12 protein-coding genes and 3 tRNA genes are annotated in these 14541 nt (G+C 38.8%); 3 read left to right on the forward strand and 12 right to left on the reverse strand.

Annotation, left to right across the window (positions count from 1 at the left end; genetic code table 11):
- Positions 1 to 75: 75 nt before the first annotated feature.
- The 6 genes from porM to MTP09_RS10475 all read right to left on the reverse strand — a co-directional run bounded on the left by porM (position 76) and on the right by MTP09_RS10475 (position 8202).
- Entirely contained in the window at positions 76 to 1650 is a 1575-nt protein-coding gene (porM, locus tag MTP09_RS10450) for a type IX secretion system motor protein PorM/GldM (RefSeq protein ID WP_243548351.1), read from the reverse strand.
- 50 nt (positions 1651 to 1700) lie between these two features.
- On the reverse strand, positions 1701 to 2387 hold the full coding sequence (gene porL / locus MTP09_RS10455; RefSeq protein WP_243548352.1) for a type IX secretion system motor protein PorL/GldL: 687 nt from the start codon (positions 2385 to 2387) through the stop codon (positions 1701 to 1703).
- Positions 2388 to 2443: 56 nt separating this feature from the next.
- On the reverse strand, positions 2444 to 3871 hold the full coding sequence (porK, locus tag MTP09_RS10460) for a T9SS ring complex lipoprotein PorK/GldK (RefSeq protein WP_243548353.1): 1428 nt from the start codon (positions 3869 to 3871) through the stop codon (positions 2444 to 2446).
- Positions 3872 to 3976: 105 nt separating this feature from the next.
- Entirely contained in the window at positions 3977 to 5830 is a 1854-nt protein-coding gene (glmS, locus tag MTP09_RS10465; protein ID WP_243548354.1) for a glutamine--fructose-6-phosphate transaminase (isomerizing), read from the reverse strand.
- Positions 5831 to 5861: 31 nt separating this feature from the next.
- Positions 5862 to 7415 (reverse strand): DUF4270 family protein, encoded by a 1554-nt coding sequence (locus MTP09_RS10470; RefSeq protein WP_243548355.1) that lies wholly within the window; start codon positions 7413 to 7415, stop codon positions 5862 to 5864.
- 16 nt (positions 7416 to 7431) lie between these two features.
- Positions 7432 to 8202, reverse strand: coding sequence for a glycogen/starch synthase (locus MTP09_RS10475; RefSeq protein WP_243548356.1), 771 nt, complete (start codon positions 8200 to 8202; stop codon positions 7432 to 7434).
- Positions 8203 to 8392: 190 nt separating this feature from the next.
- Between MTP09_RS10475 and panC the strand changes: the two genes are divergently transcribed.
- A complete protein-coding gene (gene panC / locus MTP09_RS10480) occupies positions 8393 to 9241 on the forward strand; it encodes a pantoate--beta-alanine ligase (RefSeq protein WP_243548357.1) in 849 nt (282 codons plus the stop codon).
- 98 nt (positions 9242 to 9339) lie between these two features.
- On the opposite strand, the gene MTP09_RS10485 is transcribed toward panC, so the two are convergent.
- From MTP09_RS10485 to MTP09_RS10495, 3 genes are all read right to left on the reverse strand, one after another.
- Positions 9340 to 9412 (reverse strand) — tRNA-Lys (locus MTP09_RS10485).
- Positions 9413 to 9516: 104 nt separating this feature from the next.
- A tRNA-Leu gene (locus MTP09_RS10490) sits at positions 9517 to 9599 on the reverse strand.
- 36 nt (positions 9600 to 9635) lie between these two features.
- Positions 9636 to 9708, reverse strand: a tRNA-Lys gene (locus MTP09_RS10495).
- Positions 9709 to 9835: 127 nt separating this feature from the next.
- Here MTP09_RS10495 and MTP09_RS10500 point away from each other — a divergent pair.
- Positions 9836 to 10372 (forward strand): shikimate kinase, encoded by a 537-nt coding sequence (locus tag MTP09_RS10500; RefSeq protein ID WP_243548358.1) that lies wholly within the window; start codon positions 9836 to 9838, stop codon positions 10370 to 10372.
- Here MTP09_RS10500 and MTP09_RS10505 read toward each other — a convergent pair.
- Entirely contained in the window at positions 10338 to 10772 is a 435-nt protein-coding gene (locus tag MTP09_RS10505; protein ID WP_243548359.1) for an RNA-binding S4 domain-containing protein, read from the reverse strand. The two genes, MTP09_RS10500 and MTP09_RS10505, sit on opposite strands and share 35 nt — an antisense overlap.
- Positions 10773 to 10829: 57 nt before the next feature.
- Between MTP09_RS10505 and MTP09_RS10510 the strand changes: the two genes are divergently transcribed.
- Complete coding sequence (locus tag MTP09_RS10510) at positions 10830 to 11555, forward strand: hypothetical protein (RefSeq protein WP_243548360.1); 726 nt, start codon at positions 10830 to 10832, stop codon at positions 11553 to 11555.
- Between the two features lie 58 nt (positions 11556 to 11613).
- On the opposite strand, the gene recO is transcribed toward MTP09_RS10510, so the two are convergent.
- Both recO and porZ read right to left on the reverse strand, forming a co-directional pair.
- Positions 11614 to 12306 carry a DNA repair protein RecO gene (gene recO, locus MTP09_RS10515; RefSeq protein ID WP_243548361.1) on the reverse strand — a complete coding sequence of 231 codons (693 nt, stop codon included), beginning with the start codon at positions 12304 to 12306 and terminating at the stop codon, positions 11614 to 11616.
- Entirely contained in the window at positions 12306 to 14540 is a 2235-nt protein-coding gene (porZ, locus tag MTP09_RS10520; RefSeq protein WP_243548362.1) for a type IX secretion system anionic LPS delivery protein PorZ, read from the reverse strand. The genes recO and porZ overlap by 1 nt, the downstream gene beginning before the upstream one ends.
- Position 14541: the final 1 nt, after the last annotated feature.

Here is a 14541-nt window from a genome sequence, read left to right on the forward strand (position 1 = left end):
TAATGCGAGGATTACTAATATGAATTTTTTCATTGTCTATCTATATATGACGTGTTTATCAAGTCAATAACGTAATTATTGTACGTTTATTATTACTGGTGGTATCTGTTTTAATGCTTGCCCACCAAGTCCCGTTGCGGTCGCTTGGATATTGTAAACTGCAGCGATATCACCCGATCTTAAATTTTTGGTTAATGCAGCTACAGAGCTCATTGAACTTCCATTCACCAGCATTGCCGCTCTTCCTGGAACTTTAAACAAGAAACTGTTTACAGTGAAGCTAACTGGGAAGTCGAAATCTGGCATTGCCACCGATACATTCTGGTTAGGAATAGAACTTGCCGGCATTGCAACAACATTTTTACCCTGAACCTGTCCTTGTGGTGGCGGTACATTTTTCACTCTAAAATCAAACGCTTGTGAAATAACTCCTCCTTTAGGATCTCTACCTGATATTGTCAATTTAACTGTATTTCCTGCTCCTGGAGAAACGATCCACTTACCACCGCTTCCACTAACTGATGCTCCTGCTGCAGAAAGTGAGATTCCCGACATATCTGCTCCAAGAATAGAACCTGAAACAGGGTTTGGCAATCCACGGTAAAGTACGTTCATCTTGTCTGCAGTTATAATTGCACCTTTTTGGGCTTTCAGTTCCTGTGCTCCCGCGATTACCTTGTAAGTATGGTCGTAAGGAAGCTCAATAACTTTTCCGTTAACATCAGTAAAAGATATTTTACCGCTGAACTTATGGTCTCCTACTGCACCTGTATTAAGTTTTGCAACACCTTGTCCATTCTGCACAGTAAGTCCAGGCATCGAAAGTCCGGGTACATTGCTCGAATAATTTCCGATCGCCACTTTTGCTTCTGCAGGTTCACCCTGTACAACAGTTGCAGGTGCAGAAACAATTGCTTGGTAAGCATCAAATTTGATATCTGCATCCACTTTTTCCTGAAGCATACTCATCAATGCGTCAGATTGTATGTTTCGTGCTTCTGATTGCACCACTTCTAAATTGGAGAGTGCAGCAATCAGCGGTTGGCCATAGAATTTATACTGCAACCAGCTCTTGTTATTCCTTTTAACTTTTTCACCTTTTGCCCATTCTGTAATCAGAGTTTTATTTGCCCTGTCAACAATTGGTTTCATATCCGGATTGTTTCCGAAGGTTTGAGTGATATAAGTTTTTAGGTTCTCAACTTTTTGCTTTAGATCAGCAGAAATTTTTGATGGTGAGTTTTCATCACCTTTATTAAAAAAAGTTTTTGATGAAGGTTCTGTATTATTGAGTGCAACAAAATTATCAGTGACAGTAAGTTTTGGGTCATAACCCGCATCTTTTTTCAAATTGGTTTTTATGCCTTCAATAAAACTAACCAAATCATTTGCCTTCACTTTCAAGCCACGGTAATCTTCCAATGGTTTAGAGTAAGTCTCCGGCGTGTTTTCTGCCTTTGCTTCCAAAGTTTTCTCAAAAATCTTATCATTTTTCTCTTCGACTAAAGCTCGTGTGTCGGTTAGAGTTTGATTTGTATCGTTATAAGAACGGATGATTTCCTGGTCGATCTGCATTGCCAGCATCGCAATGAAGACGAGGTACATCAGGTTGATCATCTTCTGACGAGGTGTCTGTTTTCCTTGTGCCATTTTCAGTAAATTTTGTTAATAGTTTAAACTTTTAAATAATGGTTAGGAAATTAAGATTTCATTGCACTAAGCATTCCGCCGTAAACTCTGTTAAGATTATTGAGGTTAGAAGTTAATCCTGATAATTCTTCGTTGAATTTTTCTGAATGAGCTGCAGATCTCTTCATATCTTCCACGTATTTTTTGCTGTATTCTGTTTGTTCTTTACCGTGTGCCAATTGTAAAGCATAAAGTGCATTCATACTTTCTAAATGACTTGCAGCCAACATCAATTGGTCGTTGTACTTGCTTGTAGAAGTAGATACGTCAACTGTTTGATTGATTTGGTCAACAGAATTTGAAAATTTGTCGATCCCAGTTCTCAACCTTTCGAAAAGGCTAACGTCTAGTTTAGCGTCTGCAAGCATTTTGTCTAATTTGTCTGAAAGTGAAGTTTCCAATTCTTTAATTTCAGCAGACTGAATACCAAGGGTTGAGTGCTTTGGATTTGGTGCTGCGCTCTTATCCAACAATTCCGGATAAACGTTTTCCCATGCGTAAGACTCTTCTACTTTAGGTGCATCAAATGCGAAGATGGTAAAGATAATTGCTTCAGTAATAAGTCCGATCGCCAATACCATATTACCTGATAGTGGTCCCAAGCTCCAGTGCGTAAGTTTGAAAAGTGCACCCAAAATTACGATTGCTGCTCCGATAGAGTAGATGAAGTTGTAAGTTGCTTCTTTAGTTTTAAACATGTTTTTTGATTTTTAATAGTTAAAATTATTTTTTTAATGTCTCTTATATAAGCTTATTATCTTGTTTTTCTTTTAAATTTTGCAGCTCCTTCCGGAATATCCTGTACGGTTCTGAATCCAATATAGCTTCTTGCGGAATCTTTTCTTTCATAGTCTCTGTATCCCGTCATCAATAGATAACCAACATCTTTCCAGGATCCTCCACGAACAGTTTTTCTCGGTTCTCTATACGCCTGGCTTGACAGATATGGATTCAAGGTCGATGCGAAGTTATAGGTTGAGTTGTTGTAAGGAGATTCGGTCCATTCAGCAACGTTTCCAGCCATATCATACAGTCCGTACCCATTTTTTGGGAATTTTTTCACAGGTGCAGTATAAGTATAGGTTCCTTTTTTCTCATCCTCAATATAATTACCTCTCTTCGGTTTGAAGTTAGCCAAATAACATCCTCTATCGTCTTGCAGGTATGGACCTCCCCACGGATAAGGGGCATTAGACCTTCCACCTCTTGCAGCATATTCCCACTCTGCTTCGGTTGGCAATCTAAAGGCCATTGCTTTTTGTTTCTTCTTTTTAAGAGATTCGTTATAGTCTGATTTTCTTTTCGTCTTATAGTTACAGAATGCTCTCGCCTGATCCCACGTTACCCCAACGATCGGATAATTTTTATATGCACTGTGCCAAAAATACCCATCATATAATGGTTCATTGTAGGCATAGTTAAAATCTTTGATCCAGACAGTGGTATCGGGATAAATGGCGATGCTTTCTTTTTTCAAATATTGCGTGCCTCTGGATTTATCTTTTACTGCAGAATCGATATCTTCCCAGTTATATGCATATTTTAATTTTCTCGAGTCAATGATTCTTTCATTATTGATTCTTTCTGCAGCGGGCAAGTACATAGATTCTAATATTTCTGCATACTGCGCATCTGGATAATCTGAAGTTTTCCATTTCAAAGGCACGGACCAATCTAACTTTTTTGATTCGTTGTAACCATCACGACCGCCTTGCGACTCCATAAATTCCTGATACGCATTTTTGGTGTCCCCCGCTTTTTTTGAGGCATAAGCATAATCCCCAATCGATGCACCGGTTCCTGTTCCACCACCGCCTTCACCAGCAGCTTCTGCAAGCAAAGTACGGGCAATTGAGTCACGAACATAGTTGATGAAAAGTCTATATTCAGCATTAGTCGTCTCGGTTTCATCCATAAAGAAAGAAGAAACAGTAACTGTTTTAAGAGTTGCTTTTTCGGGAGTATTGGTGAAATCCTGATCCGCAAGTCCCATCACATAAGAACCAGCGGGAATCGCTACCATTCCGTATGGTCTTTCGGCAAGGAAAGACTTTTTGCTTCCGGTTGGCACTAATTCTCCTTTGGACTTCGCACCGGGTCTTCCGGCAGAAGAACCTCCTCCTTTTGAGCAGGAAGAAATCACAAGAGATGCAGATATTAATACAAAGAATATTCGTTTCATACTATGATTGAAATTAAGCGGTAAATATATGATTTTTTTATAAAAACAATTACAAATTTTTTGCAAAACGCAAAAAGATTAAGATTATTTTGCTGATGATAATTTTTATTCTACAGTTACAGATTTAGCTAAATTTCTTGGCTGATCTACGTTGGCTCCGCGCATTACCGCAATATAGTAAGCAAGCAGTTGCAGCGGAACCGATGCAACAATTGGAGAGAAACATTCTGATGTCTCCGGGAATTCGATTACATAGTCCGCCATTGATGCTACCTGAGTATCTCCCTTGTTGACTACTGCAATAACCTTCCCTTTTCTCGCCTTAATTTCCTGAACATTACTTACAATCTTATCGTAATGCCCCTGTTTAGGAGCGATAATCACAATCGGCATATTTTCATCTATCAATGCAATTGGCCCGTGTTTCATCTCCGCCGCTGGGTATCCTTCCGCGTGAATATATGAGATTTCTTTCAATTTCAGTGCACCTTCCAAAGCTGCAGGGAAATTGTAACCTCGACCCAAATATAGGAAGTTTTGTGCATTTACAAAGTTTTTTGCGATTTCTTTGGTGATTTCGTGTGTGCTTTCCAGAACTTCTTCAACTCTCTTCGGAATTGCATCCAATTCAGAAATCAATCTCATAAACTCCTGGTTGCTCAAGTTCCCGTTGTGTTTTCCGAGTTTTAAAGCGATCAAAGACAGTATTGTTAGCTGTGCCGTAAACGCCTTTGTAGAAGCTACTCCGATTTCAGGGCCGGCATGAGTATATGATCCGGCATCGGTAACTCTCGCGATTGACGAATCAACCACGTTACAGATTCCGTAGATGAAGGCGCCTTTTTCTTTGGCCATTTTAATTGCAGCCATCGTATCTGCCGTTTCACCGGACTGTGAAATTGCGATTACTATATCTTTCTCTGTAATGATAGGGTTTCTGTACCGGAATTCTGAAGCATATTCAACCTCAACAGGAATTCTTGCAAATTCCTCAATCAGATACTCCCCGATCAAACCGGCATGCCAAGAGGTGCCGCAAGCAATAATGGTGATTTTCTGCGCCTGGTTTATTCTTTCTAAGTGATCCCAAATTCCGGCCATTTTAATTATCCCTTCATCTACAAGCAATCTGCCTCTCAAAGTATCATGAATTGATTTTGGTTGCTCAAATATTTCTTTAAGCATGAAGTGTTCGTACCCGCCTTTTTCAATCTGTTCCAAATTCAGCTTCAATTCCTGGATTTGAGGGGTGATTTTTTCGTTATTTGTGATATTTCTAATTTCCACACCATTCTCAAGAGAAATTGTTGCCATGTGACCTTCTTCAAGATATACTGCCTCTTTAGTAAATTCCACAAACGGTGAAGCGTCTGAAGCAATAAAATATTCGTTTTCTCCCAAACCTATTGCTAATGGTGACCCTAATCTCGCGACAACAAGTAGACCCGGAAAGTCGTCATGCATCACTGTAATAGCATAAGCTCCATAAACTTCGTTCAGAGCATATCTAACCGCAGTTTGGAAATCCAGAGCCGTGTCGGTATCCATAAAATACTGGATCAGGTTCACTAAAACTTCGGTATCTGTTTCTGAGTGAAAAACAAACCCCTTCTCCACAAGCATTGTCTTGATGGTATCATAATTTTCAATGATACCGTTATGCACTAAAGCAATTTTGCCGTTATTGGAAAGATGCGGGTGCGAATTTCTGTCACTTGGTGCACCGTGGGTTGCCCAGCGAGTATGTCCCATTCCCACATGAGCTTTTCCTTCAAGGTCTTTCGAAATGGCAACCAAATCGTCAACTTTACCTTTTGTTTTAGCCGAATAAAATGGTTCGTTGTTCGAATCAAGAACAATTCCCGCACTGTCATATCCTCTGTATTCTAACCTGCGCAATCCGTTAATTACGATTTTATATGCGTCCTGAAAACCTGTATAACCTACAATTCCACACATTTTTTTCTTTGTATTTATTGATTAATAATTTTTATTTCTTGCCGTAAGTCAATATTAATTTTGCGCTCCTTTCGTTGTTGGCATCACTTCCTACAAGTACTGCACGATGGGGTGTGAATGCTCTATTATTGAAATTTTGCGCGTAGGTAGGATACTTCAAGCCCATCAAGCTGCCGTAGGTGTCTAAAGTATAGTTCCCTACATTAAGGTTAAACCTAATAAATTGTTTTGGCGTATTATCCTTTTCTATAATGTTTTTTAATGACTGCGTAATTCCTATATCATAATAAGTCGGATTCTTATCTAAATCATAAGTTTTCACAAGACTGTAAACCCCGGTATATGCAAGCGCCGACATATCTTCAAGATAAGTCTTCAAATCCTTCTGCCTTACTACAAAATAAGATGGTTTTTCATATTTGTTGTTCCATGATTCCGTGTCGGTGTAAATTCGGAGTTTCGCGGATATGATACCAATTTTTTCATTTAGATATCTGTTTCTTATTCCAGCGATGGTTGAGTCAGGAATCTTCAAACCGATTCCAGGACCGCCCATTCCCTGGATAAAAATTTTAGGTGAACCGATAATAGTATCCTGTACAGCCAATGCAGTTTCTGCAGGAGTTCCTACTCTACCGTAATAGATGTTATTGAAATGTGCATTACCAGCTCCTAAATGTAAGGCAAAATCGGCTTTTTCGCGAGTAGTGGTTCCATCAGCAACTTTATCTTTCTTGAAATAAAGATTTATGACTATGGATGCCGGATCAAAATAAAAAATATATCCATCATCTTCCTGAACCGATAACTGGATCCCGCGAAAGTATCTGATAAAAGATGCTGCGTCAGCAAGTTCAGGAGATTTTCCTTTGAGAATAATTCTGTTTTGGAAGAATGTGCTGTCCAATGGAATCCTCAATGAGGCATCTCTTGTAAAAAGTTCCGAATTATCAGATTTCTTGGTAATCTTTACAGAACTGATATTGCCGTCAAATGTCTTCGAGCCGATTTGGCTTGCCAAAGTCACGCCCCTGTTCGAAAACGACTCATCACCAGGCCCTCCCAAAAAGCTTCCCACTTCGTGAATCTTGATATTAAAAATAGTTTTTCCATTTATCTTGGTTCGGCCGTATTTTTTTACGGGATAGGTTGATACCACTTTTTTTGAAGCGACATCTCCATCGGGATAAATATAGTCTTCATTTGTCGTCGTGGTGACAGAGTCAGATGCATACTGTGGCTTGATTACCAGGACAGCTGAATCGAGAATTGGATTTGTACCAAAATCGGGAGCGTATTCCGCTAAACGAACCTGACTGATATAAGATGACTTTTGAAGTCCAAACTGAGGTTCGCTAAAGGCACCCAACGTTGCAGTCGTAGTTCGCGCTGCATCAGTTCTTAAACTGTCCCCGTTATTTACCGTAAAAGCAATCAGCGGATAGGAGGTTTCTGCACCTTGCACACCATTCTGAAAAAATTGTGAACCGAGACGATCTGCATCCGATTCACAATTCCATAAAATTAAGCTTCCTATTACCAATGTTGCAGTAATATTGAATAACTTTTGAATATTTTTCGTCATTAAAAATTAAGTTGATTTAATACAGTTGATCGATTGATTCCGCACTTAGGTATTCGGATTTCTCGGTTTTGGTCTTGTCGAAAGCCTTCCCTAAATCGTCATGAAGAAATTCGTCGCCTTTTACCACCACATTTACCATGTCCATACTTTCTGCAACGAACTTATGGAATGTTGGTTTTTTAAACGCTTTTAGGGATTGAATATTGTCGAATTTCATTTTTTCTTCAACAGTGTCCGGTAGTGCTGCGTCTTCCTCATTATAAACGGAGAGAATTATTTTGGAATCATTGAAATATGAATCTGTCTTATAGAAAGTTTTCAGGTAAATAGGAACAAACGCAGCCATCCATCCATTAAGATGAATAACATCCGGCACCCAGTTCAATTTTTTGATGGTTTCGATAACTCCCCGTGCAAAGAAAATTGCCCGCTCATCGTTATCTTCGAAAGGTTTCCCTTCATCATCGAAATAATATTGCTTTCGCTTGAAGTACTCCTCGTTATCGATAAAATATACCTGAAGCCGCTCCCCTGGAAGTGACGCCACCTTTATAATCAGTGGCTGATCGAGATCATTAATAATAATATTCATTCCCGAAAGACGAATCACCTCGTGGAGCTGAAACTTTCTTTCGCTAATCTGTCCGAATCTTGGCATAAAAACCCGAACATCATTGCCTTCCTGATGCATCTTAAGCGCCATCTTACTCACCATTGTCGCCATATTGCTGTCTTCCTGATAAGGAAACATCTCTGTGGTTACATATAATATCTTTTGGTTCGGCATAAATTCTTCGTACTTCTTAGTTAGGCGCAGAATATACTGCAGTGCAAAATTACAAAATTTTAAACTAATATTTTCTAATTAACATTTTTTAATACGGGCAAAGAAAAAAAGAATAATAAAAGAAAATTCCAGTTGATCACGCTTGTTTTCTGTAAGATTTTTCTATTTTTACATTACATTAAAATAAACGATGGAAGTTTTCAGAAACCGCAAAGACCTTTCAAATTATATTGAGCGACAGAGAGAAATGGGAAAAAAAATTGGGTTTGCACCTACAATGGGCGCACTCCACAAAGGACACCTCTCCCTATACGAAGCCGCACATAAAGAAAATGACTTGGTCATCAGTTCAATTTTTGTGAATCCTACCCAGTTTAATAACCAGAAAGATTTGGAAACCTACCCCAGAAATGTTGAGAAAGACATCTCAATGCTGGAACAAACCGGTTGGGTTGACGCTGTATATATCCCCGAAGTTGCCGACATTTATCCAAATGGTATAGAAAGTAAGGAATACAACTTCGGTGGACTTGAGACGGAAATGGAAGGCAAACACAGACCTGGACATTTCAACGGAGTCGGAACGGTGGTCGAAGAGCTTTTCAGGCAAGTAAAACCAGATAACGCCTACTTTGGCGAAAAAGACTTCCAGCAACTTCTCATCATCAAGAAACTTACCGAAAACCTCAGCTTGCCGATAAAAATCCACGGAGTCCCTATTTATCGAGAAGCAAACGGACTTGCAATGAGTTCCCGAAACGAGCGGTTAAGCATTTCACAAAAAGAAGCGGCAAAAGTAATCCACGAAACTTTGGTAAAAGTGAACGACTGGTTCCGAGTACTGACCATCCCTGAAATCAACCAACGTGTGAAAGACATTTTTGAAAACCAGAAAGGAATGGTCCTCGAATACTTCGAAATTGCGAATGAGAAAACGCTAAAGGAAACAGATTTTTTTTACAAAGATCAAAATTATCGCGCCTTCATCGTAGTTTTTGTGGGCGAGGTACGGCTGATTGACAACATGCATCTTGACTGATGGCTGACAAAAACGTCAAGAGCCCTCAAAAGAGAGCTCTTGAACACCAAATCACAAAATATTAATATGAAAAAAATTTACTATTCCAAGTAAATTTGTGACCTGGCTGGGATTCGAACCCAGGACCCATACATTAAAAGTGTATTGCTCTACCAGCTGAGCTACCAGGTCATCGTTAATTAATAATTTGAAAACTAAGAATTAACAATTTATTTTTTTGAAATTAATAAACGAAAAATTCTTCATTCTTCATTATTAATTTTTCATTCATTTCGTGCCTGCGACTGGACTCGAACCAGCACATCCGTAGGAAACCACCCCCTCAAGATGGCGTGTCTACCAATTTCACCACGCAGGCAAAAAAAAACCGTAAAACCTACGGAATTTTTGCTTGTGACCTGGCTGGGATTCGAACCCAGGACCCATACATTAAAAGTGTATTGCTCTACCAGCTGAGCTACCAGGTCGGCCACTTTTTTCAGCGAGAGGAAGACTTTAAGAATGCCGCCTCATCACTTGTTTAAAAAGTGGTGCAAAGATAGCGCTTTTTTTAAAATCTCAAAATTTTTTTAGTAATTTGTGAAAAATTCAAAAATGAAAATTTCTGTCATTGGTTATATGGGAAGCGGTAAATCACACATTTCCAAAATTTTGAGCAAAAAATTAAACTGTAAATTAATCGATTTGGACAGGGAAATTATGAGTCAAAATAAAATGAAAATCTCCGAAATTTTCAACACAAAAGGTGAAATTTACTTTAGAAAGCAAGAAAGAGCCGTTTTAGGTGATATTTTGCACGCACCGGAAAACCTTGTGATAAGTTTAGGAGGAGGCACACCTGCTTACTACGACAATATGGAATTGATTAACCAAAATTCGGAAAGCATCTTTCTAAGAACATCTATAAAAAGTTTGACAGAACGCCTTTTAAAGCACAAAGAAAAAAGACCGCTAATCGCGAAAATACCAGATGCTGATCTGCCTGAATTTATTGGGAAACATCTTTTCGAGAGAAACGTTTATTACAATCAGTCCAAGTATATTGTCGATACCGACGGGAAGACTCCTGAAGAAATTGTGAACGAGATCGTCGCTCTCATTCACTTTCAGAATCTGAATCCAAATCGCTGAAAAACAAATCCCAGTCGCTATCTTCAGCTAAATTATCGCTGCTGATGAAGTCTTCCATACTTCGGCGGTCTTTTTTGGTAGGTCTCCCCTCCCCTTTGTTGCGGTAGTAATCCTGCGAAATTTTCCGTAATTTGAGAATTTCGTACTGCTCTTTCTCAGTACGATCTTCGATATATAGCGGTACGAGCTTTGCCCCTAATCTGTTTGCCGGGATCTGCAAAATGAGTAACTTATAAGTTATTTGGTTTTTTCTGACGGCTAAAACATCCCCCACTTTAACTTCTTTTGAGGATTTCACGGGTTGACCTGCAATCGACACCCTGTTCTTCTTAATTTCCTCAGAGGCAATATTCCGCGTCTTATAAAACCTCACGCACCATAAAAATTTATCAATTCTCATAATTTATTTATACTTTTGCCCCATAAAAATTTTAGCAATTTAATGATAATATTAAATATGAAAAAACCATTTCTGTTTCTTGCCGTGGTTTCCATAGCACTTATTTCTTGTAAAAAGGACACCCCTGTAGACGAAACCGCGCCGGAAGTAAGTATTGAAACCCAAAACAGTTATGACGACCAAGCCGCAGTAGAATTTTTGCAAACCCACTATTTTAATGCAAAAGGAAAAGTAGAGGAATTGAAAGAAGGAGATACCACCAATGTGAAACTTGCTAATCTTAATCCAATTACACTGCCTTCTGGCGTTGTATATGTAGTAAGACCGGGAGCACAACCGAATCCAGGGACCACGATCGGCTCTTCAGACATTATTCGACTTATGGGAGTGAGTACTACTTATGTGGCGACTAACGAAAGTGATAAAGTAAAATTCAGAAGCCCCGCTAATTTTTCCAACCCTATTGCAATCTCCGGAATGCCTGAAGTAGACCCATCTTATTTTTACGTAAAGAAAATAGTATTGGAAGCGGGAGCCACTGATATCCAGAAACAGAGAAGTTATTATGAAATAGAGGGATTCAAAGAGGGACTGATGAAATTTAAGTCGTTTGATATTCCTGATGAAACTAACTACAATCTTCAGGGACTAATTATTGTTCCTTCCAGAGCGGCGTTTGCGAGGGACCCGCATTTCAATTACACGGGGATTTCCTACAGAAACAGGAGTTTTATTTTTAACGTCCAAGTGTATAAAACTACGGAAGCACCTGATCCTCGGTAAATTTTTGCAAAATAATATAGAAGCTCCTTTTTTTAGGGAGCTTTTTTTGCAGTAAACTTTAGGAATAAATATCCCGCAATACCGACAATGAATTTGGCACTTTAAAGCCGTTAAAATGCCACTGGTAATAAATGATTAGGGAGTCCAGAAACAGATTTCTTTCAGAGCGTGTTAGCTTTTCTTGGTAAGGATCATCTGCGATTAAAAGTTTCTTCCAGATATTAGAAATATCCTCATCAAATACCTGAGCAGAATTCTCGTCAGTGAATGTTCCGGATTCCGAATGCAAATATTTGCTGTTCTGAAATAGAGGCGAAATCCCCAAAATTCTCAGGAATCTAAACAACAGGATTATATATAAACCAGAATTATTATCCTGAATCTTCTTACAGAAAAATTCAATTTCCTGAAATGCTTGGGGAAAATGACTTTCTTCCCGCAAGATCTGATTGAGGAAATCTGCAACAAAGAAAAGCACAGAGCTGAGTCTTACATCATCCACAGCGTATTCGGGAACAATTCCGTCAATTTTCGTCACTGTTGAAATTGCCGAAGAATCCTTATTGGGAATTGCAAGAGAAATCTTCAAACGGCTCAAAGGAAAAAGATATGGCTTCTTCTTATTCTTTGGCGAATAAATCCCTTTAACAAAAAAACTTCCGTACCCTTTTTCTTTAGAGAAGCAATGAAGCACGGCATCATAGTCGCCATATTTTACATAAGACAAAAGGAAACAATCCCTGTTCTCCATTAATTTACTACTGCAATCTTGGCTGTTGCAGTATCCGTTCCATCGGCGTTGGTCATCAGAACAAAATAAATTCCTGAAGCTACTCTTACTCCTCTTTGGTTATTGAGATTCCATTCATAATAACCACCTCTCGATACGGCTTGGTGAACGAGATTTCCGGCCGCATCCGTAATTCTGATATTTGTTTTTTCAGCCAATCCCCTAATTCTTACATTCCCTTTGTATTTGGAATACACAACGGGATTTGGATAAACCAGTACATCACCGAAATTTTCCGAGACATCCTGCACATCTCCTTGGTAAACTACGACACCATCTAATGTAACGAAATAGACCTTCCCTGTCTTATTATCAACCTTAATATCGGTCACGCTGTTGGTTGGCAACGGTGAGTTTTCTCTTGTAAAATGATGGATTGTTTGTTCTCCAGTCGAACTTAGGTAAAAGACACCGCCATCATCAATCGAAATCCATTTCTGATTCCCTCCATCAACTTCGATACTTAGAATGCTGCTGTCTCTAAACAATTCTTCACCTAAGCCATTTTCTTCTATGATAATAGGTTCTGCTTTAGGATTGTCTTCATTGATTGCAGATGAGGGGTTTTGCAAAATACGGAGACCTACCCTGGTTCCGATCCAAACATCGTTATTCTTATCGATACTTGCAGCTACAACTCCGTCTGCAGGAAGGTTGTTGGTTTTACGAATAATTTTGAACCTGTCATCTCCCAATGAGGACGGCGTATTCTTGTAATCATAAATAATTAAACCGCCTCCATTAAAAAATGGTGAAGGTATGAACAAAATTCCCTCTTTGGAAAAAGGTCGCTGTACAGCACCGGAATTCACAACACCCACTAAACTAAAACTGTCAAGTGAAGGATTATAATAATAAAATCCTGAATTACCATCCTGGAGAGCAGAAACTGATACAAAAAGCTGATTATTTTCGTCAAATGTTATTCCTCCTACACGGTTCACCCAACCTCCAGAACTGGCATAAATATTTTTATATTCATCATTCTCCATTCTGTATATTCCTTTCTGTCCATCATAAGAAGAGTAGTTTACAAAAAATATTTCAGATGGTTTTGCCGGATTAATTGCGGCGTCCAATACATTGAGTGGTCCTGGAAAAGTCTTAAAAAAATCAGGATATATCCATTTTGTGCCATCGAAATGATAATATCCAAAATAATTGTAAAGCGGATCATTATACGCATCTCTACCTCCAGTTGAAATTACAATTTGACTTCCCTGGACATTGATTTTGTAAGACATATTATTATAAGGTCCGTCTGGTTTTATATGTTCTCCGGAATCACTGATTATACCAGAATCTACAGATCCTCCATAAATTTTCGAATCAACATATATTCCCGTATTGTAAATAGGGGAACCTGTCCTCTCTTTAATACTCGCACCAGAAAAATTAAAAACAGTAATTTCCTGCAATCCGCTCACAGTGAAATCGGAATCAGTGATTACAATGTCTTTTACTTCCCAGAAACTTTTAGTCAAAGTGACAAAAGAAGCTCCCGTTCCGTAATAAACTGAATTCTTATTTGAAAAAACCAACATTTCGCTGTTACCCGCAATATGTGTGAAATTTCCTGCCTGAACTAGATTCCATGTAGAATAAACAGGAAATGAAACGTCAATTTCGTGAGATTTTAATCCTGTTGCTGTTATTACATAAACTTTATTGTCTCTAATTACAGCTTCTCGCGCAGCTTCGTAAATTCCGCTATTGATGAAAAATGCGGATTCTGCAAATTCCTTTCTGTCCAGTCTAAAAACAGAAACTCCGTAACCTGCAGAAACTACCGCCAAATTTCCATTAATCGAAATATGGTTGATCTTTTTGGAACCCGAATAACCAGTTGCTATAGGAATATCAACAACATAGGTAATACCTTCAGGTGTAATTACATCCATCGCGCCACTTTTATAGCCGACGAGACCAATTTTTGTTGCAGGATTATAGTCAAATGCGGTAATCTTTACTTCATGTAGTCCGTTCGCTTTCGATAACTTGGTGATTTCGCCTGTTGCCGGTGTGTAAAAGAAAATCCCATTTTCCGTGGCTGCAATCAATTTTCCATTATCTTCACGAATTGCCAAAACATTATTGTAAGAAAACAGGTCGCTCCATCTGCTGGATGTAATAGTCTGTGCGAAGACATGTACCGAGCAAACTATCAATAAAAAAGGAAGTATTTTTTTCATCATC

It is taken from the genome of Chryseobacterium suipulveris (genome assembly GCF_022811685.1).
In the GTDB taxonomy this organism is placed as follows: domain Bacteria; phylum Bacteroidota; class Bacteroidia; order Flavobacteriales; family Weeksellaceae; genus Kaistella; species Kaistella suipulveris.